Origin of the sequence: Pseudomonas sp. NFACC02 (assembly GCF_900110765.1) — a bacterium.
GTDB lineage: Bacteria > Pseudomonadota > Gammaproteobacteria > Pseudomonadales > Pseudomonadaceae > Aquipseudomonas.
This window is the reverse complement of sequence record NZ_FOEO01000003.1, coordinates 184185-205033: the sequence shown is the minus strand read 5'-3', so window position 1 is coordinate 205033 and position 20849 is coordinate 184185. Positions and strand designations below refer to the sequence as shown.

General features: G+C 60.5%; 16 protein-coding genes. 7 read left to right on the top strand and 9 right to left on the bottom strand.

The annotated features are described in order from the left end of the window. Nucleotides 1-303: 303 nt before the first annotated feature. Together BMY73_RS04660 and BMY73_RS04655 are read left to right on the top strand one after the other, a co-directional pair. A complete protein-coding gene (locus BMY73_RS04660; RefSeq protein WP_092405351.1) occupies nucleotides 304-8964 on the top strand; it encodes a glycoside hydrolase family 94 protein in 8661 nt (2886 codons plus the stop codon). Nucleotides 8965-9040: 76 nt separating this feature from the next. Beyond that, the gene (locus BMY73_RS04655; protein ID WP_062382239.1) at nucleotides 9041-9766 is read left to right on the top strand and encodes a Crp/Fnr family transcriptional regulator; all 726 of its coding nucleotides are present in this window, start codon (nucleotides 9041-9043) and stop codon (nucleotides 9764-9766) included. A gap of 109 nt (nucleotides 9767-9875) precedes the next feature. Here the strand turns inward: BMY73_RS04655 and BMY73_RS04650 are convergent, their stop codons facing one another. The 4 genes from BMY73_RS04650 to BMY73_RS04635 form a co-directional block, all read right to left on the bottom strand. Beyond that, complete coding sequence (locus BMY73_RS04650) at nucleotides 9876-10349, bottom strand: hemerythrin domain-containing protein (protein WP_092405349.1); 474 nt, start codon at nucleotides 10347-10349, stop codon at nucleotides 9876-9878. A gap of 263 nt (nucleotides 10350-10612) precedes the next feature. Then, nucleotides 10613-10837, bottom strand: a complete 225-nt coding sequence (locus BMY73_RS04645) for a DUF6555 family protein (protein ID WP_062382237.1) — start codon at nucleotides 10835-10837, stop codon at nucleotides 10613-10615. Between the two features lie 188 nt (nucleotides 10838-11025). Further along, nucleotides 11026-11541, bottom strand: a complete 516-nt coding sequence (locus tag BMY73_RS04640) for a DUF1543 domain-containing protein (RefSeq protein WP_092405347.1) — start codon at nucleotides 11539-11541, stop codon at nucleotides 11026-11028. Between the two features lie 78 nt (nucleotides 11542-11619). Beyond that, nucleotides 11620-11862, bottom strand: coding sequence for a hypothetical protein (locus BMY73_RS04635; protein WP_092405345.1), 243 nt, complete (start codon nucleotides 11860-11862; stop codon nucleotides 11620-11622). A gap of 123 nt (nucleotides 11863-11985) precedes the next feature. On the opposite strand from BMY73_RS04635, the gene BMY73_RS04630 reads away from it, so the two are divergent. The 5 genes from BMY73_RS04630 to BMY73_RS04610 all read left to right on the top strand — a co-directional run bounded on the left by BMY73_RS04630 (nucleotide 11986) and on the right by BMY73_RS04610 (nucleotide 16536). After that, complete coding sequence (locus tag BMY73_RS04630; RefSeq protein ID WP_092405343.1) at nucleotides 11986-12309, top strand: hypothetical protein; 324 nt, start codon at nucleotides 11986-11988, stop codon at nucleotides 12307-12309. 91 nt (nucleotides 12310-12400) lie between these two features. Beyond that, a complete protein-coding gene (locus tag BMY73_RS04625; protein WP_062382233.1) occupies nucleotides 12401-12841 on the top strand; it encodes a tryptophan-rich sensory protein TspO in 441 nt (146 codons plus the stop codon). Nucleotides 12842-12993: 152 nt separating this feature from the next. Beyond that, complete coding sequence (locus BMY73_RS04620; RefSeq protein WP_062382232.1) at nucleotides 12994-13473, top strand: Lrp/AsnC family transcriptional regulator; 480 nt, start codon at nucleotides 12994-12996, stop codon at nucleotides 13471-13473. A 178-nt stretch (nucleotides 13474-13651) separates the two neighbouring features. Further along, on the top strand, nucleotides 13652-15124 hold the full coding sequence (locus BMY73_RS04615; protein WP_092405341.1) for an NAD-dependent succinate-semialdehyde dehydrogenase: 1473 nt from the start codon (nucleotides 13652-13654) through the stop codon (nucleotides 15122-15124). Between the two features lie 20 nt (nucleotides 15125-15144). Continuing rightward, a complete protein-coding gene (locus BMY73_RS04610; protein WP_062382230.1) occupies nucleotides 15145-16536 on the top strand; it encodes an aspartate aminotransferase family protein in 1392 nt (463 codons plus the stop codon). Between the two features lie 192 nt (nucleotides 16537-16728). On the opposite strand, the gene BMY73_RS04605 is transcribed toward BMY73_RS04610, so the two are convergent. The 5 genes from BMY73_RS04605 to BMY73_RS04585 form a co-directional block, all read right to left on the bottom strand. Further along, nucleotides 16729-17100, bottom strand: a complete 372-nt coding sequence (locus BMY73_RS04605) for a response regulator transcription factor (protein WP_092405339.1) — start codon at nucleotides 17098-17100, stop codon at nucleotides 16729-16731. 146 nt (nucleotides 17101-17246) lie between these two features. After that, complete coding sequence (locus BMY73_RS04600) at nucleotides 17247-17636, bottom strand: helix-turn-helix transcriptional regulator (protein ID WP_175500129.1); 390 nt, start codon at nucleotides 17634-17636, stop codon at nucleotides 17247-17249. Between the two features lie 221 nt (nucleotides 17637-17857). Continuing rightward, on the bottom strand, nucleotides 17858-18493 hold the full coding sequence (locus BMY73_RS04595) for a response regulator transcription factor (protein WP_175500128.1): 636 nt from the start codon (nucleotides 18491-18493) through the stop codon (nucleotides 17858-17860). A gap of 88 nt (nucleotides 18494-18581) precedes the next feature. After that, the gene (locus BMY73_RS04590; RefSeq protein WP_092405335.1) at nucleotides 18582-19343 is read right to left on the bottom strand and encodes an SDR family oxidoreductase; all 762 of its coding nucleotides are present in this window, start codon (nucleotides 19341-19343) and stop codon (nucleotides 18582-18584) included. Between the two features lie 269 nt (nucleotides 19344-19612). Beyond that, entirely contained in the window at nucleotides 19613-20569 is a 957-nt protein-coding gene (locus tag BMY73_RS04585) for a GlxA family transcriptional regulator (protein ID WP_092405495.1), read from the bottom strand. Between the last annotated feature and the right edge of the window lie 280 nt (nucleotides 20570-20849).

Here is a 20849-nt window from a genome sequence, read left to right as displayed (position 1 = left end):
GTGACCTCTTTGATGACCTTAGGCTTATAACGATAAGTGCGGGAGCGATTTCACCGATGTCCCGGGAATTACGGACAGTCGGCAACCTGCAAGGCGTCGTGGTAAATGGCGCAACGGTAGCCCCGACTCTTTTAGCCTGACACCGTTATGTGTGCCAGCGCACAGACGGACAACCCTCGAAAACTTCACACTCGTCGCTGCAAAGCTTCGTCCTATAAGGCGCTGCTCGGTGCTGGCGCATGACGTCAGTGCACCTTTTAAAATGCACGCAGCCAAGCCCGTGCGTTTCAGGCTCAGGACCTTATGAACAGCATATGGACACGCATACGGAGAGTGCTCCTTCGCTCGTCCGGGTTTTATCGAACCGGTTCATTTTCCCTCCCCCGCTTCGAATATGAGCCCATCCTGCGCTCGGAGCTGTTCAGCGCCGACCAGATGGCTGACCACGGGATTGCCCTGGCGGGGCAGCATCGACTCACCGCAATGTCCGCGCGGGATGCGATGCTCGGCAGGCTGGACGACAACGAAGCGCTGCTCAAGCGAAGCTGTACGGCGCTGGCCGAAGCACAACTGTCCAGCCGACGCGTTACCCCGGCGGCGGAATGGCTGCTGGACAACTTTTTCCTGATTGAAGACCACATCCGCACCGCGAAAACTCACCTGCCTAAAGGCTATAGCCGGGAACTGCCACGGTTGATGAACGGCGCCTCCGCCGGCCTGCCGAGGGTTTATGACATCGCCCTGGAAACCATTTCCCATGGCGACGGACGTGTCGACGAGCAAAGCCTCAGCCGCTTCATCTTTTCCTATCAGACCGTCATGCCGCTGGCCCTTGGGGAACTCTGGGCCATCCCTATCATGTTGCGTCTGGCCCTGATCGAAAACCTGCGCCGGGTCGCCTCACGGGTCATGGCCAATGCGGACGACCGGAGTCTGGCCAATGACTGGGCCGAGCGCCTGATCGAGACCTCTGAGCGCGACGTCAAAAGCCTGGTGCTCACGGTCGCCGACATGGCTCGTTCCACCCCGCCCATGTCCGCTGCCTTCGTGGCCGAGTTCACGCGACGTCTGCAGGGGCAGAGTGCGTCCCTCGCCCTGCCGCTGAACTGGATCGAACAGGTGCTGGGCGAGACCGGTTCCAGCATCGAGCGTCAGGTTCAGATCGATGCCCAACAGCAGGCGGCGGACCAGGTCTCCATCAGCAACAGCATCGGCAGCCTGCGCCTGTTATCAGCGACCGACTGGCGCGAGTTCGTCGAATCGATGAGCCACGTCGAACAGATACTGAGCGAAGACCCGGCTGCGGTGTACCGGGCCATGGATTTCGGCACACGGGACAGTTATCGGCATGTCATCGAGCGACTGGCACGTCGGAGCCCGCAGCACTCGGAAATTCAGGTGGCGCGCGCGGCGATCACCCTCGCCACAACCGAAGCCGCCTCTGTGTCTTGCGACGTGCTCGCGCGTCATGTCGGGTATTACCTGGTCAGCGCCGGACTGCCGCTTCTGGAGCGCAGCCTGAATGCCCGTGTGCCGGTTCATGAGCGCTGGAAACGGTTATTACAGCGCTCACCGCTGGTGTTTTATCTGGCGCCCGTGTCACTGCTGACGATGATCTTCGCCTCGCCCTTACTGGCCTCCGCGCACCGGGACCGCATGCCGGACGTCGCCTTGCTGGTGCTGGCCGTGCCCTGCCTGATCATGACCAGCCGCCTGGCGATCAGCCTGATCAACTGGCTGGTGACCTTCAGCCTGTCGCCCTCCGTTCTGCCGAAAATGGATTACGAGCGCGGGATTCCCGACACCGCGCGCACGCTGGTGGTCATCCCCACGCTGATCGCAAACCTGGCCGATGTGGACGAGTTGGTGGAAGGCCTCGAAGTGCGGTTTCTCGCCAACCGCGATGCCAATCTGCACTTCGCCTTGCTCAGCGACTTCCTTGACGCAGCAGAGCAGACCCTGCCGCAGGACGCAGAACTGATTGCCCACGCCAGCCAGGCAATCACCCAGCTCAACCGCAAGTACGCGCAAGGTGCCGAAGGCGCGGAGGATCACTTTTTCCTGCTGCATCGCCCGCGTTGCTGGAACCCGGGGGAGCGGGTGTGGATGGGATACGAGCGCAAACGCGGCAAGTTGATCGAACTCAATGCACTGTTACGCGGCAGCGGACAGGCGTCCTTCAACGCCATCGTCGGAGACATTACGCCGTTACAGAACGTTCGCTACGTGATCACCCTGGACACGGACACATTGCTGCCTCGGGATGCCGCTCGCCATTGCGTGGCGGCGATGATGCACCCGCTGAATCGGCCGGTGTTCGATGCCACGGGTGTCCACATCCTCGCCGGGCACGCCATTCTGCAGCCGCGCGTCGGCATCAGCCTGACCAGCGTCACGCGCTCGGCCTATGCGCGACTGTTTGGCAGCGATGCTGGTGTCGATCCCTACACCCGAGCGGTATCGGATGTCTATCAGGACCTGTTTCAGCAAGGCTCATTCATCGGCAAGGGCATCTACGAGGTCGATGCGTTCACCCGGGCGCTGGAGGGCTGCCTGCCGGACAACCAGATCCTGAGCCATGACCTGATCGAAGGTTGCTATGCGCGCTCCGGTCTACTGAGTGATGTGCAACTGTACGAGCAGTACCCCGCGCGCTACGGCGCAGACGTCAAACGCCGGCATCGCTGGATCCGTGGCGACTGGCAACTGTTGCCCTGGTTATGGCCCTGGGCGCGGGATGCCAGCGGCGGCTGGACACGTAACCGGCTCGGCGTCATGGCGCGCTGGAAAATTCTCGACAACCTGCGACGCAGCCTCGAACCGCTGGCCACGATGCTGATGTTGGGTTGGGCCTGGCTGTTCAGCAACGAGCCGTTGGGCTGGACACTGACCGTGGTCGGATTGCTGGTCGTTCAGCCACTGCTTCGCGCCCTCACCGAACTGATGCAGCCACCGCCGACCGCCGTTCCCTACCGGCAGCACGTCCAGGCACTGGCCGGCGATCTGGGTCAGGACCTGGCCCGCGCCTGCCTGACGCTGGTCTGGCTGCCCTTCGAAATGTTCTACAGCACGGATGCGATCCTGCGGTCGCTGTGGCGACTGGGATTCAGCCGACGCCTGCTGCTGCAGTGGCAGCCGTCCCGAGAGGTCGAGCGCCTGGCCGCCAGCCGACTGGCAGGGTTCTACCGGTTGATGTGGATCGCGCCAGCGACGGCAGTGATCGCCATCGCCTTGCTGAGCACCGATCCGCTGACCCTGGCGATGGCCGCCCCGCTGCTGCTGGCGTGGTTGATGGGGCCGTGGATTGCCTGGCGCCTGAGTTCAGCGCCGCGTCAATCGGTGTTCACGCCGTCGACCGAGGCGCTACGCTTTCTGCGAATACTGGCCCGCAAGACCTGGGCCTTCTTTGACCAGTATGTCGGGCCGGACGACCATTGGCTGCCACCCGACAACATCCAGGAAGCCCCGAAACCGGCCATCGCCCACCGCACTTCGCCAACGAATATGGGCATGTCATTGCTCGCGCACCTGGCGGCTCACGACTTCGGTTACCTGAGCACCGAGCGCCTGTTGACACGCCTCGCCGCATCGCTGGACAGCATGAGCGGACTGGAAACGTATCAGCGGCATTTCTACAACTGGTATGACACCCGCACGCTCGAACCCCTGAAGCCACAGTATGTGTCCACCGTCGACAGCGGCAACCTGGCCGGACTGTTGCTGACGCTGCAAGCCGGGCTTGCGCAACTGACGGATGCGCCGATGTTCGGCGTCAAGGTGATCGAGGGCTTGCGCGATACGCTGGACACGTTGATAGAAGTCCAGCGCGCCAGTGGGAGCGACGAGTACCCGCTGGAACAGTTGAGAAAAGGCTTCGATCGGGCCTCGCTGGCGCCGGAGGTCGACGCCTTGAGCGACCTGCTGCACACGGCGCGCGCCATGGTTTCACGCACGGATCCGGGCAGTGATGAAGAAGGCACGTACTGGCTGCAAGCGTTCACCCGCCAATGCATCGACTGGACGCAGGAGCTGGAACGCTTCCGGCTCCCGGCGCCTCGGGTTGGCGCGCGTCCCATTCCCCGGACCTTGCGCGAGCTGGCGTGCCTGAACGTCGATGACTGGGAAACGGCGCACCAGGCCGACGTCATGCAGGTTCAGCGGACCGCCCAAGAGTGCCTCGGGACCGTGGAGCGGCTGAGTCAGCTCGCCGCCTCGATGGCCCGGATGGATTTCTCCCTGTTGTACGACAGTCAACGTGACCTGTTTGTCATCGGCTACAACGTCGATGAACGGCGGCTCGACACCGGTTATTACGACCTGTTGGCCTCTGAAGTGCGTCTGACCAACTTCGTGGTCATCGCCCAAGGGCAGATCCCGCAGAGGGCCTGGTTCACGTTGGGGAGATTGCTCGGCGAAAACGCCGGGACGCCGACCTTGCTCTCCTGGTCCGGCTCGATGTTCGAGTACCTGATGCCCATGCTGGTGATGCCCAACTACGACGGCAGCCTGCTGGATCAGACGTGCCGCGCCGCCGTCGCGGTGCAGATCGAACATGGCCATGCGCTGGGTATTCCGTGGGGCGTTTCCGAGTCGGGGTATTACACCCTGGATGCCCATTTCAACTATCAATACCGCGCCTTCGGGGTTCAGGGCCTGGGGCTCAAACGCGGGCTGAGCGAGGATGTGGTGATCGCGCCTTACGCCAGCGCCCTGGCGCTGATGATCGACCCGGAGGCGGCCTGCAAGAACCTGCAACGCCTTGCCCAGCAAGGTTCGGCCGGTCGTTTCGGGCTGTACGAAGCGGTGGATTACACCGAGGCGCGTCTGCCACGCGGCCAGCCGTATGCCGTGGTCCAGTCGTTCATGGCGCATCATCAGGGCATGAGCCTGCTGGCCCTGACCAGTGTGTTGCTGGACCAACCCATGCAGCGACGCTTCGAAGCCGATCCATCGCTGCAATCGGCACTGCTGTTGTTGCAGGAGCGGGTTCCCAGGGCCGCTGCACCCTATCTTCAAGCCGCGCAGTCGCCGATACCCGGCGACCACGCTCAGGACCCGGGACTGCGGATCTTTGCCGATCCGGGCCGCAAACGCCCTGCGGTACAGCTGCTGTCCAACGGTCGCTATCACGTCATGCTCACCAGCGGTGGCGGCGGCTACAGTCGCCGCCACGACATGGCGGTGACACGCTGGCAAGAGGACACGACCCAGGACAACTGGGGCATGTTCTGTTACCTGCGGGATGTCGAAACTTCGACCGTCTGGTCGGTGACGCACCAACCCACCTTGCAACAGCCTGAAAGCCACGAAGCCATCTTCAGCGATTCGCGAGCCGAATTCAGGGCCCGTAATCTGGATTTCGATACACATCTTGAGATCGTCGTCTCGCCTGAGGACGACATCGAGTTGCGGCGCCTTCATCTCACCAATCGGGCGTCGTCGGCAAAAACCATCGAGATCACCACGTACGCCGAAGTCGTACTCACCTCCGCAAGCAGCGACGCGATGCATCCGGCGTTTAGCAAGCTGTTCGTACAGACCGAACTGCTGCGCCCGTTGCAAGCCATTGTGTGCAGCCGCAGACCGCGCGCCAGCGATGAACCTACGCCCTGGATGTGCCACTTGCTGGCCGCGCACGGTGCCGACATCGATGCGATTTCCTATGAAACCGATCGCATGCGCTTTATCGGGCGCGGTCGCAGCCTGGTCGCGCCCCAGGCGCTGGATGTTCTGTGCGAAACACTGTCTGACACGGCCGGACCGGTACTCGACCCGGTGGTCGCGATTCGCTGCCGGATCACGCTGCAGCCCGGGCAGCAGGCCACCATCGATCTGGTCACAGGCGTCGCTGACAGCCGCGAAGCGTGCCTGTCGTTGATCAACAAATACCGCGACCGTCACCTCGCCGACCGCGTGTTCGACCTGTCGTGGACCCACAGTCAGGTGCTGCTGCGCCAGCTCAATGCCTCGTTGCCCGACGCTCGACTGTTCGAGCAGATGGCGTCCTCGTTGCTGTATGCCAACACCTCGATGCGCGCTGACAACCAGGTGCTGATAGCCAATCGACGCAATCAGACCGGCCTGTGGGGTCAGGCGATTTCCGGGGACCTGCCGATCGTGCTGTTGCAGATCTCAAGCCTGGACAACATTCAATGGGTGCAACAGATGATTCAGGCCCATGCCTACTGGCGACAGAAAGGATTGGTGGTCGACCTGCTGATCTGGAATGAGGATCAGGCGGGCTATCGCCAGCAGTTGCAGGACGCAATCATGGGGCTGATCACCTCGGGCAGCGAAGCCACGTTGCTGGATCGTCCAGGCGGCATCTTCGTACGACCCGCCCAGCAGATATCGGCCGAGGACCGGGTGCTGGTATTGTCAGTGGCCAGGCTGGTGCTGAGCGAAGGGTACGACACGCTGGCCGAGCAGATTCATCGGCGCAGGGTTTCGCCCGTGCACCCGCCATTCGTCGCGACCCGGCCATATGTGCCAATGTCGCGCACGACCAAGACGACTCAGCCCGCCCTGCTGCTGGGCAATGCCTATGGCGGCTTCAACGCCGACGGCAGCGAGTACATCATTTCAGGCCTTGCCACTCACCCGACGCCCGCGCCCTGGGTCAACGTGCTGGCCAACGCGCAACTCGGCACCGTGGTTTCCGAAGCAGGCGGCGCCTATACCTGGGCTGAAAACGCGCATGAGTTTCGCCTGACGCCCTGGCACAACGACCCGGTTACCGACCGCAGCGGCGAAGCGCTTTACCTGCGTGACGAAGAGACCGGTCACTTCTGGTCGGCCACTCCCCAGCCTTGTCCGGGTTCCGGCCCTTACCGTACCCGGCACGGTTTCGGCTACAGCGTCTTCGAGCACGAGGAAGACGGCATTCACAGTGAGCTATGGGTCTATGTGGCGCTGGAGGCGCCCATCAAGTTTTCGCGACTGCTACTGACCAACCGCTCCGGGCGCGCCCGCTCCTTGTCGGTGACCGGCTACGCGGAATGGGTGCTGGGGGATCTGCGTAGCAAATCAGCGATGCACGTGGTCACCCAGTCCGACCCCGTGAGTGGTGCGCTGTTTGCGCGCAATGCCTATTCCGTGGAGTTCTCTGACCGCGTGGCGTTCTTCGACACCGATACGATCGACCACGGCATCACCGGGGATCGCACCGAATTCCTGGGGCGTAGCGGCACACTGGCCTCACCGGCCGCCATGCGCCATGCCGGCCTGTCCGGCCGTGTGGGCGGTGGTCTGGACCCCTGCGCAGCGTTGCAGGTGCACGTGAACATGGCGGACGGTCAGGGCAAGGAAGTCATCCTGCGTCTGGGCGCGGAAACCTCGACACAGGCCGCCACTCAACGGGTTCAACAGTTCCGCGGCAGTCAGGCGGCCGCGACGGAGCTGCAGAAAGTTCGGGACCACTGGCGATCGTTGCTGGGCGTGATCCAGATCGACACGCCGACGCCTGCAGTGAATGTCATGGTGAATGGCTGGTTGATGTATCAGGTCATTGCCTGTCGTTTTCTGGCCCGCAGCGGCTATTACCAGTCGGGCGGCGCCGTCGGATTTCGTGATCAACTCCAGGACAGCATGGCGATGATTCATGCCGATCCGACGGCGGTTCGTGCTCATCTGTTGCTGTGCGCCGGTCATCAGTACGCCGAAGGTGACGTGCAGCATTGGTGGCATCCGCCGATGAACCGTGGCGTACGCACCGCCTGCTCCGACGATTTCCTGTGGCTAGTCGCCGCCACCAGTCGTTACGTCGACATGACGGGGGACGTCGACGTTCTGAACCAGCCGGCCGGCTACCTGGAAGGACGGCCATTGGCGGTGGGCGAAGAGTCCTATTACGACCAGCCCGGGATCTCCACGCTGCAGGAGTCGCTGTACCGGCACTGCGTGCGCGCGATCGAACACAGCCTGAGTCGCGGCCACCACGGCTTGCCGTTGATGGGTTGCGGTGACTGGAACGACGGCATGAATCGCGTCGGTCATCTGGGCAAGGGGGAAAGCGTATGGCTGGGTTTCTTTGGTTATCAGGTGCTGGAGCAGTTTGCCGAAACGGCACATCTGCATGGTGATTTCGCCTTCTCCAGTCGCTGCAGGGACAACGCGCAGCTGTTGCGCCGCACCCTGGACCAGAACGCCTGGGATGGCGCCTGGTATCGGCGTGCCTGGTTCGATGACGGCCAGTTGCTCGGCTCGTCCACAAACGAGGAATGCCGCATCGACTCGATTGCACAAAGCTGGTCTGTGTTGTCCGGGGCAGGCTCGCCCGCCCGTCAGCTTCAGGCCATGCAGTCACTGGACAAACACCTGATCAAACGCGACATTCGTGCGGTGCTGCTGCTCGATCCACCGTTTGACAAAAGCAGTCTGGATCCCGGATACATCAAAGGCTATGTGCCTGGCGTACGCGAGAACGGCGGTCAATACACACATGCCGCCGTCTGGGCCGCGATGGCCTTCGCCCGATTGGGAGAAGTCGTTCAGGCCTGGGACGTGCTGAGTCTGATCAACCCTGCCGACCCTGCGAACCAGTTGCGAATCGACACCTACAAAGTCGAACCCTACGTCATGGCCGCCGACGTGTACGGCACGCCACCCCACGCCGGACGCGGTGGCTGGACCTGGTACACCGGCTCCGCTGGCTGGATGTACCGCCTGATTGTCGAGTCCCTGCTAGGGGTTCGACGCATCGGCCAGACCCTGACGATTGAACCACTGATGCACCCCGACTGGTCAGGCTTTACGCTGCAGTATCGCTTCGGCCAGACCTTCTACCACTTCGATATCCGCCAGGGCAGTTCGGCGACGACATCCATGACGATCAACGGCGAGCCCGTCAGCGGCAGCGCACTGACGCTCCATGACGACGGCGGCGCACACCAGATCAGGGTGGACTGTCGGGCGCGCTTGCCCCGGCCGGAAGCACAGGAATACGGGCACGTCTTCGCTGAGTAACGAACGATCACCTGTCAAGGCGTGCAGGAGAGTACCCTGACCCGGCACGCCTCCTCCTTGCCTACGGTGTTTCGACATGCATGCGCTTCCCCAGCCCGGCCACAATCACTTGCTTGCGGCGCTCCCGGCCGACGACCTCAAACGGCTGGCACCCCATCTGGAGCAGGTGATGCTGACGCTGGGTGAGGTGTTGTACGAACCGGGGGACACCCTGCGCCATGTCTACTTCCCGACAGACGCCATCGTGTCCCTTCTGCATGTCACGGAAAACGGCGCATCCGCCGAAATCGCCGTGGTGGGAAACGAAGGATTGATCGGCATTGCGCTGTTCATGGGCGGCGAAAGCACATCCAGTCGGGCCGTGGTGCAAAGCGCCGGCGTCGCCTTCCGGCTTCCCGGGCAGAAACTGAAAAAGGAATTCAACCGCCACGGCGATCTGCTCCTGCTGATGCTGCGCTACACCCAGGCGCTGATCACACAGATGTCGCAGACCGCCCTGTGCAACCGTCATCACACCATCGACCAGCAACTGTGCCGCTGGCTGCTGCTGTCGCTGGATCGCCTGCACGGTAATCGCCTGAACATGACCCAGGAACTGATCGCCAACATGCTCGGCGTACGCCGGGAAGGCGTGACCGAAGCCGCAGGCAAGCTTCAGCGCCAGGGCGTTATCGAATACAGCCGTGGCCAGATCACCGTCCTGGACCGCCCGCGCCTGGAACGGTTGAGCTGTGAGTGCTACTCGGTGGTCAAAACCGAAACCGATCGCCTGCTGCACTACACTCGGCGTCAGGATGAATAGTGCCTGCGGCCGGTCAACGGGCGTGGGAAACGGCTACGGCACAGGCGGGTAAACAGCATTCATGAAAAAGCCCGGCATTGAGCCGGGCCTGACGCCTGACAGATCAAACTTACGCGGCGATATTCGGTGCCATCGACTTCTTGTAGCTGGCTTTCATGGCTTCCATTTGCGCGCCCAGTTCGTCCAGTTTGGCTTTGCCGAGCAATTTGTTCGCTTGTGGGAACATCTCGGATTCTTCTTCCTCGATGTGGTGCTCAAGCAGTTCCTTCACGACTTTGACGCGACCCGAGAACTCGGGTGTTGCGGGATCAGTGGCCTTCAGGTCCGGCAACACCAGGGAATCTACGGTGCGATGCTCTTCCTTCGCCTCGTAATACATCACGTCCTGTTCTTTGCCACCAGCTTCCTTGAACGCAGGGTAGAGAATTTCTTCCTCTAGCTTGGTGTGAATGGTGATTTCCATCTCCAGCTTTTGAAGCAGGTCCGTCCTTTTCTTCACACCACGCTCGGTGGATTCACTCAGTTGAGTCAGTATCGCCTTGACGCGTTCATGGTCAGCTTTCAGCAGTTCGATGGCGTTCATGGTTAGTCCTCTTTATCACGGTATTCGAATCGGTCTAGGTGCCGATTCTCCTCAGTCCCCATGAACGTTGCAGGGCACATGCCAATTTCGTACTTACGTTTTATCTAATGTATTCAATAGCTTACATATGAACGAAAAATATGGAATCGGGCGTCCTGCACGAATCTGCTCAAGCGGGTGTTGCAGATAACCGTGCCGGCCAGAGACAGAACAGGAACTGCGCACGGCAACGTGATGGCTTGGCGAGCACGGTGTCAGGAGCCTCACGCGCTGCGCCATTCGACATCGGTGATCCCGTGCTTCTCGGCCTGAGGCTTGCTGAGTTTATTAATGGGATCGGTTCTGTATTTGGGCAACTGCCCGATACCGGCATCGACGGTTGCCCAGTGCCAGGCTTCGGCGTTGTCCATACGGGCCGCGCGGATATAGAAGGTTTTGTAATTCCCGTTCAGCAGGTAATCGATGCGGTAATGCTTTTCCTGGGCCATGTTTTTTCTCCTTGGCATCTGTTTCGATAAGCCAAAGATTGTCCGACACAGAAAAAATTCCCTTTTTAAAACAGAAGATTAAGCTGACCATTCGTTTGAGTGACGAGAAATTTTGACACGTTTCAAACGCGTGGATTAAACGGCGTGCACCGGTGGAGGCCTCGAGTCTCGTCCCGAACTTCGTCCGGTCAGATAGGCAAACGGGACATCGCGGGGAGAACGATGTAAGCGTTTTGCTGATTAACCCCATTGTGCTCGCCTTCGATCAGGTGAACATAACGGCCCTCCACTCTGTCGATCGGCAAACAATCATCCACGTCCATGACTGCATCCGTATGAGGCTGTCCCCAATGCGCCAGCCCGTGCCGCTTACCCCTGGCCTTCGCTTCTTGCTTGCTGCGAGCGACCACAAGCAGGTAGTGATGGGCCTCGCCAAAGCCGCGCGCGTCATAGCCGCCCAGGTTGATCAAATACAAGCGCGGTGAGCCGGGACGAGGCGCGAGCGGGCTCAGCTCCACCTTCCATCCCTCCACGCCCTCCACCGCCATCCACGCATCGATGTGCAAGCCGGACTGGGTACCAAACCAACCGTCACGCAACTGCGCATACGTGGCATCCAGGCTGTCCCCTGCAACGATCGCAATGTCGTGAACTTCGATTTTCGCCTTGGGGTGCTTACCACCCAGCAACACTACAAAAAGCACCCTGACGTCTCCCTGGAATCGGATGACTCACTGTGCGGTGACGCCTCATTAGACGCAAGGCCACCGCATGGCTTTCTGTCAGCCGATCAGCCGGGTCATTGCCGTGAACTGACTTTGTTTGTTGTTCACCCGGTCGAGCACATCAGCCGGAGTGGACTCCCGAAACACCACCAGATGCCCTACCTCTTTTCCGCCCTCGGTGACCCGCTCGACATCGTTGATCATCCAGGTTCGCAACTCCTCGTGCGTAATGCCCAGGTCCTCTGCCACTCGCTGGTGAAACTGTTCAGCGTCGTACTGATTGAACTGATCGTTGTTCATAAGGCCATCTCCTGAGTGATCTGTCAGGGTGAGGCCACAGCATGACGCCACAGTTCATTCATCCGGATGAGCTGATCGGCCGGTGATGGGGTCAAAACGGTTCCAGGCCATGAAGGAGCGCGCATGAATATCAATACGCCGGATGGACGATACTTCGTCGTCAAGGGACGGCTGTGGCGATGCTCGAATCCCTCTATTGAGGCAAGCGAACGGCAACGTCTGGTGAACGCGCTCATGGACGCGCGCAGAGCGGTGAAGGCCGCAAACGCTTCGGATGATCCCAGTGAGATGAAGGCCGCGCGTGCCGCTGTTCAGGCGGCGAAGGTCGCCCTGGGTGAGCGTGGGCCGGTCTGGTGGGAGGACGGCGCCCCGGACTTCAACCGCTACAAGGTCGCGAACACCCCCTATGCTGACTGGTACCGCGCGCAAGATTCACGCGACGCTTGAACGATGGGACGGACTTTTTGCCGCTACTAGCGTCCAAACCTCAGATGGCCCGTCGGCCTCTGCCCCAGATTGCTTCAGCCAAGGACAACAGATGACCTTTTATATCTTCCTGATAGCCTGCTGCGCCGCTGCCACCACCGGCATCATCTTCAAACCGGGCGCATGGTATGCATCGCTTCAGAAACCTGCCTTTACGCCGCCCGACTGGCTGTTTCCCGTTGCGTGGACGACGATCTATCTGTTGCTCGCCTGGGCGGGTTACCGGCTGACTCAGCTTCCCGGCAGTGAAACCGTGCTTGCCCTTTGGGCCGCTCAGATTGCGCTCAACACCTTGTGGACACCGGTATTTTTCGGCGCAAACCGAATCTTCGCCGCCATGGTGATACTGGCCGTGCTTTGGGTCGTGGTCGCGGCAATGGTTGTCATGGCAATGCAACTGGACGTCATTACCGGACTGATCCTGTTCCCCTACCTGGTGTGGTTATGCGTGGCCGCCGCCCTGAACTTCTCGATACTGCGTCACAACCGATAAAGGCCGTGATCCTGCGCTAACCGCGAATCCAGTCCTGGACCCATCGTGCCCATCGTCTTGCATAACCAGATGTCATTCACAATGCCCTTCTGCTCGTTCAGGACCATCGGCTACCCTACGGCGAACCCAAGCCGCCTCAGAGGACCGTGACCGTGGAACTGGACAGAATCGACGCAAGGCTGCTGGCCGAATTGCAACGCAACAACCGTGTGTCCAGCGAGGAGCTCGGCGAGCTGGTCGGCCTGTCGAGCACCGGGATTCAGCGCCGTCTCAAGCGGCTTCGCAGCTCAGGGATCATCGAGGCCGACATTGCCGTGGTGTCGCCCAAGGCCGTCGGGCGTGATGTGATGATGCTGGTGATGGTGTCGCTGGAGCGCGAGCGGGCCGACATCATCGACACGTTCAAACACTCGATCCGTTCGACCCCGGAAATCATGAGCGGCTATTACGTCACCGGTGATGCTGACTTCGTGTTGGTGGTGACCACGCGCAACATGGAAGAGTACGAGCAATTCACGCGGCAGTTCTTCTACAACAACCCGAACATCAAAGGTTTCAAGACCATGGTGGTCATGGACCGGGTAAAGGCGGGTTTCAGCATCCCGATCCCGGGCGCCGTCGAAATCAAATAAGTCTTGCCGATCAAATCACACCGTTGAAAGCGGTTTCAGTGGCGAATACGCAGTAAAACTGCGTTGATTTCGGATATTCGCAGCAATGCTGCGCCAGTGAGCATCGTTACGCAGCCTTGCGTCCTGGCCGTTCCGTAAAATGAGTCATCAACCCGTCATCGACGATGAGACTCCGCCCATGAACCACCTTGCCCCCCTCGCCCTTGAGCAACTGCGCCACCCGGATCTGTTGGAGACACGGGCCTACATCAATGGAGCGTGGGTCGAGGGCGAGTCACGTCTGCCGGTGACCGACCCGGCCACCGGCGCTGTGATCGCTCACGTGGCCCATTGCACTGTCCAGTGGCTGGACACCGCCATCGATGCCGCCAGCGAAGCGTTCCTGACCTGGCGGGAATTGCGCCCTGCGCAGCGAGGTGCGCTGCTGCGACGCTGGGCAGCCCTGTGCCGGGAACATGCCCATGACCTGGCCATCCTGATGACCGTCGAGCAAGGCAAGCCGCTCGCCGAGTCGTTGGGGGAAATCGAATACGGGGCAGGCTTTCTGGACTGGTTCGCCGCCGAGGGCGAGCGCAGCTACGGCGAGTCGATCCCCAGTCATTTGCCGGGCAGCCAGCTCAGTACCCGGATGCAGCCGATCGGCGTCACCGCGGCGATCACGCCCTGGAATTTCCCGCACGCCATGATCACCCGCAAGGCCGCCGCTGCCCTCGCCGCCGGGTGCAGCATGATCATCAAGCCTGCACCGGAAACGCCTCTTTCAGCGCTGGCATTGGCCAGACTGGCCGAGGACGCGGGCCTGCCGCCAGGGGTTTTCCAGGTGGTGACCGGGGATGCGCCGACGCTCAGTGCACGGCTGATGGAACGCCCGGAAGTGCGGGCATTCAGCTTCACCGGGTCCACAGGTATCGGTCGACTGCTGCTGCAACAATCGGCACAGACGCTTAAAAAGGTTTCGCTTGAATTGGGCGGGCATGCGCCCTTCATCGTGTTCGACGACGCTTCGCTGGACGAAGCCATTGTTGGTTGCATGGGGGCGAAATTCGCCACCTCCGGGCAGGATTGCCTGGCGGCCAATCGCATCTATATCCAACGTGCGCTGTATGAGCCCTTCGTGGCGGCCTTCAGCGCGGCGACCCGCCAACTGAAGGTTGGACACGGCCTGGAAGATCGCGTGGACATCGGGCCAATGACGCGCGTCTCGGTGGCCAACAAATGCCGTGACCAGATTGGCAACGCCCTGGCGCTTGGCGCACGGTTGACCGCTGGCGGCTTGAATAGCGCCCTTGGCCGTTCATTCGTTACCCCGACCGTTCTGGCGGACGTGACAGACGACATGGACATTGCGGTCGAGGAAACCTTCGGCCCGGTCGCCGCCCTTCTGCCCTTCGACAGCGAAGAGGAAGTCCTGCGCCGCGCCAACAACAGCGAATACGGTCTGGCCGCCTACGTGTACACCAACGACGCCCGCCGCGCAGCCCGCGTTTCGGACCGACTGGAATTCGGCATGGTCGCAGTCAATACCGCCCGCTTCACAGGGCCGCCGATACCGTTTGGCGGCTGGAAACAATCAGGCCTGGGACGGGAAGGTTCACGCCACGGCCTGGCGGAATACATGGAACTCAAATACGTCTGCGTTGGCAGCCTCTAACCCCGCCTGGAGCATTCATCATGGATAAACACACTCAGGACCACATCAGCGCACTCGACCGTGCGTCCGTACTGCATCCGTTCACCCAGCTCAAGGATTTCGCCAGCGGCAAGGCCGGGGACCCGACCATCATCGAAACCGGCAAAGGCATCCGCATCACGGATGCCACCGGCCGGGAGTACATCGACGGCTTTGCCGGGCTGTACTGCATGAACGTCGGCTACGGCCGCACCGAAGTCGCCGATGCGATTTCCCGCCAGGCGCACAAACTGGCGTACTACCACTCCTACGCCGCGCACACCACGGAAGACCTCGCACGGTTGTCAGATCGTCTGGTGCGCATGGCGCCGGGCAAGATGAGCAAGGTGTTCTATGGCATGTCGGGTTCGGACGCCAACGAAACCCAGGCCAAGCTGGTCTGGTATTACAACAACCTGCGTGGCCTGCCAAAGAAGAAGAAAATCATCAGCCGCGAGCGCGGATACCACGGTTGCTCGGTGATCGCCGGCTCCATGACCGGTATGAGCTTCTATCACGACCACATGGACCTGCCGGTTTCGGGCATTCTCCAGACGGGCGTGCCGCACCATTACTGGGGCGCGGAACCGGGCGAAAGCGAAGAGCAGTTCTCTGCCCGTCGGGCCGAAGAACTCGAAGCCCTGATCCTGCGCGAAGACCCGGACACCATCGGCGCATTCATCGCTGAGCCTGTTCTTGGCACAGGGGGTATCACGCCACCGCCAGCCGGGTACTGGGCAGCGATTCAACCGATCCTGAAAAAGTACGACATCCTGCTGATCGCGGACGAAGTCATCACCGGCTTTGGTCGCACCGGCGCCCTGTTCGGCTGTGACAAGTACGGCATCGAGCCGGACCTCATTACCGTCGCTAAAGGGCTGACCTCGGCGTACGTGCCGCTGTCCGCCGCCATCGTTGGAGAAAAGGTGTACAAGGTGCTGGAAGACGGCGCGGATCGTGTCGGCGCGTTCTCCCATGGCTATACCTATTCGGGCCACCCGATAGGCGTTGCGGCGGCGAATGCCGTGCTGGACATCGTCGAGCGCGAAGACATTCCGGGCAATGCGCAGCGGGTTGGCAGCTACTTCCAGCAGAGCCTGAAAGAGACGTTTGCCGGCCTGCCCATCGTCGGTGAGGTCCGGGGTGTCGGCCTGATGGCGGCGATCGAATTCGTCGCCGATCCAGCGACCAAAACCCGCTTCGATCCGGCCCTGAAGGTCGGCGCCCGTGTCTCCAAGGCCGCTCGCGATCTGAACCTGATCGCCCGCGCCATGCCTCACGGCGACATTCTGGGTTTTGCGCCGCCACTGGTGACCACTCAGAGCGAAATCGATGAGATCGTCGGTCTGGCGCATAAGGCCGTGCTAAGCGTGATCGACGAATTGAAGGTTTAAAACCGGAACGTGTCTTCAAGCCCTGGGGCCTTGGGTCCCAGGGCTTTTTTATGAGCATCGCGCAGGACACGGGACTGGTGCAGCAGAAACCCTCCGGCTGACAGGCTCACCCGAGCGCGAAATAAACGGTGCTTGAACGGTGCTTAAAAGAACGGCCCAACCTGCTGTGTCGACAACCGCAACGCAGCAACATCACCCTTTCGAAACGATGTGCTCAATGCAGTCAATAATCGCCTGGGCGTTATAGGGTTTAGCCAGGAAACCAGCAGCACCGGCCGTCACGGCCCGCGTGCGAACCGTTTCTTTTGGGTAGGCCGTGATGAAGATAATCGGAATATGACGCCCGGCTTCAGCCAGTTTTCGCTGCAGATCCAGCCCATCCATTCCGGGCATCTGCACATCCGATATCAGGCAAAGGGTGTTGTCGATGTCTGGCGAGGCGAGAAAGTCTTCGGCACAGGCAAACAGGCAGGGCCTATAGCCAAAAGAACGCACCAGACTGCCAAGGGCCGTTCGACACGGTTTATCGTCATCGACAATAGAGATGCAGGGAGCATCGTTCATGTTATTTTCCTGGCCCCACGAGACGGTTTAATGCAGCGTTCGCCCGTACTTGACGTCCACTACGGCGACTGTCATTTCCGCTGAAAAATACGCCATGTATGACCGGGCAGCCTGCACTGGCGATGACGGGCAGGCCCGAGGGGGGATTAATGGAAACGCGGTGTCGAGCAGCCCTGTGGCCTGTCCGGGGAGTGAACGGCACGCAAAACCACGTCAACCGTTTCGCCGCTGGCCTGCGCGCAGGCGAGCGCGCCATTCTCTGATTGCCAGCGCCTGGGGCTCATGCCTTTGATCTGTCTGAATACACGCGTGAAGTAAGACTGGTCGGAAAACCCGCACTCTTGGGCCACCCGGCTGATAGGAATCCGCCCTGATTTCAGCAGCGCCTCGGCCCGCAGGATTTTTGCTTGCCGAAGCCAGTCGTGCGGAGCCAGCCCAGTGGCGTTCTTGAACGCCCGAGAGAAATGGCTTCTGGAGATTGCACATTCACTCGCCACCTGTTCAATCGAACAACCTTGAGCCATGAGATCGATCATTAATGCCTTGGCTCGCTTGACTCGCCAGGGCGCCAGACGCTCCCGTGTGCGCCGTAGAGACGGCCCGTCACCCGCATCGGACTCTGTGCAAGAGCCCGTGGAATGCTCGCATCGCGTGAGGGTGATTCCCGGTAACATGACCACTCGAATGACCTCTGCATCGGATGAAATGGAGGGTGCGTAAGCGGGTGCATAACCGCCAACAGCCGCGCACCGATCCGTCAGGAAATTTGCAGCAGATGACCAGCCCTGACGACATCCGCGATCGTATTGGCGTGCATCTTTCGCATCATGTTGGCGCGGTGAAGCTTTACCGTGATCTCGCTGACCGCCAGGTCGCCCGCGATCTGCTTGTTCATCAAGCCCCTGACCACACCGGCCATGACTTGCCGCTCCCTTGGGGTCAAGCATTCGAATCGCTTGCGCAGAGCATCCAGCGCGCGCTGTTTTTCGAGATACGCCTGATGGTCAGCCACCGCTTCGGTCACGGCATCAATCAAGTCCTGGGACCGGAACGGCTTGGTCAGAAAGTTCGCGGCTCCTGCTTTCATCGCACGCACTGACATGGGGATATCCCCATGCCCCGTCATGAACACGATGGGCAGACGATTGCCGGACTCCAGAAGTCGTTGCTGCAGATCAAATCCGCTGTAACCCTGCAGCCTGACGTCCAGTACGAGGCAGCCCGCCACACCGGCCAAAGGGTCCGCGAGCATTTCGTTCGGGCCGGAAAACGCCCTTACGTGGTAACCCACCGATTTGAGCAGACTCTCGACCGCGCCACTCACCACTTGGTCGTCATCCACCACAAGGACGATGGGCGTGCCCGTTGGAGGGGGCATCGAAGACGTGTGCATTCTGCCTCCTTGGACTGGCAGCGGTAACGCGCCGGCAAACCGGACGCGTTCAGCGCCGCCTACTCGCAAGCTTCATGACGGGTTGCGGTTAACCCACCGGAATCGGGTTATCCACCACCGACTGGTTGAACCCATGGATCAACGCGTGCTCCTGCGAACCCGGGTTATCGCGCAACGGGCGAATGGCCTCAACGATCACCTCCGGCACCTCGGTCGCCAGACCCCGCATGGTCTCCTCGATAAACGCGTCAAGCGGCATCGCACGAGAATCATCGCTCTTGTGAATGAGATCGGTATTCACCCATGGCGGCGCGATTTCCTGCACCGTTACCGAGGTGTCACGCAACATGAAGCGTTGAGAAAGCGAATAAGAGTGCAGCGCCGCTTTGGTCGCCGAATAGACTGCATTGCCGGCCAGAGGCACAAAAGCCAGAACGGAGGTGTTATTGATGATCACGGCACGAGGTTGAGATTTCAGGTGCTCTATTAGCGCCGAGGTCAGGCGGATCGGCCCCATCAAATTGGTGGTGATCGTTCCGACCATCGTCGCGTCGTCGATGCGGCCGGCGGCGTCATCGAACGGCATGATCCCCGCGTTGTTGATCAACACATTCAGCGTCGGGTAACGGCTGATCAGCGTCTTGGCGACTGTATCGATGCTGTCACGGTCATTGATGTCGAGTTCGAGGCCTTCCATCCCCGGATTGGCTGCGATGACCTCGTCGAGTAACGCCTTGCGGCGGCCTGCGATAATGACTTTATTACCCAGTTTATGGAAAGCCTCTGCGAGACCACGCCCGATACCCGAGGCGCCGCCGGTAATAAAAAGTGTGTTATTGGTCAGTTGCATGGAGATCAATCCTAACGTGGGAAGTTCATGACAACACATCATGATGTGCCGGCCACAAGCGCGGTTTAAGCGGTCAGTCGCGTATAACTTACTTATCGTATAAACAACGTAGAGAAGCCGGTTTAATACGGCGGACTGCAAGCGTGTGTCACGCACTCTGGCCCCGCACGGCGTCAGGGTCAATTCATACGAAAGGTTAGGTCGCGTATCGAGAAGACCGTATTGCCCGTTAAAAACAGGCGCCCGTTCCTCCCGATACTTCAACGGTTTTATATAACCGCGTCGCCTTCTCGGGCATCGCGTCGCAACGACTGTGGGGACACGCCTAGTTTGCGGATAAATACCTCGCGTAAATGGCGCCTGTCGCGAAACCCTGTTTCTCTCGCAACGATTTCCAGCGGGTGATGCCCCCGTTGAATCATGTTTCTGGCGGTCTCAAGCCGAAGCTGTTCCACTGCCTTGGCGGGGGACATACCGGTTTCCGACAGGAAAATCCGCCTGAATTGTCGCTCACTCAGGTGAACGATCCTGGCCAGGGCATCCGCGCTCAAATCACCTCCCAGGTTGGCCCGGGCATGGGCCAGCGCCGTCTGAATCCGGTCGGACCTGGGCGCTATGTTGAGCATTTCCGAGTGCTGGGACTGCCCTCCGGATCGGCGGTGATACATGACCAGAACGCGAGCGACCTTATTCGCCAGCTCATGCCCAAGGTCCTTCTCGACCATCCCCAGCGCCAGATCCATGGCCGCTGAAAGCCCGGCTGACGTCCAGATGCTGCCGTCATTGATGAAAATCCGGTCGGCCTCGACATGCGTGTTCGGAAAGCGCTCCTTGAGCACGCCAGCGTAGGCCCAATGCGTCGTGACACGCCGCCCTTCGAGCAATCCGGCCTCCGCAAGCATGAATGCCCCTGTGCACATTCCACCGACGCGCTGGGCGCGATGGGCGGCAGATTTCACGAAATCCAGCTCTTCGACGGTGCTGTCCCGGGCAAGAGGATCGACAATGCCGGACACCATCCACGTATCGGCCTGCGACTCGGAGGAGGCTCGCTCGGTATTGATCGAGGCCCCGATCGATGAAGTGACGACCCCGCCGGTCAGCGAATAATTGGTGACCTGATAGACCTGCTCCTTGGCGACAACGTTGGCGAACTCGAACACTGACTGGGTGCCCAGTGCCATGACCTGGAATCCTTCCGTCAAGAAGTAACCGATCTTGTGCATTTTCTCTCCGTCCGGCGTCATGTCCGAAAACATGACCGTAAATGTCGTTTCAATTCCAGTCAACGCGATGCACGATGACCCTGTTGCTCAGAAATCAAGAGGGGGCGCGCAACGAACAGGGTGGCAGGTCATCGGGGGATGATCACGGTTGCATCCTACGCCAAGCCCAATGCTTAAGCCACGCTACGACTTACTACTTTAACGCCATATCTGTACGAACTGTGCAGCCGTCATCGTGTGCGTGACACTGACTAAAGAACCGGCTGCACCGAACGCTTAT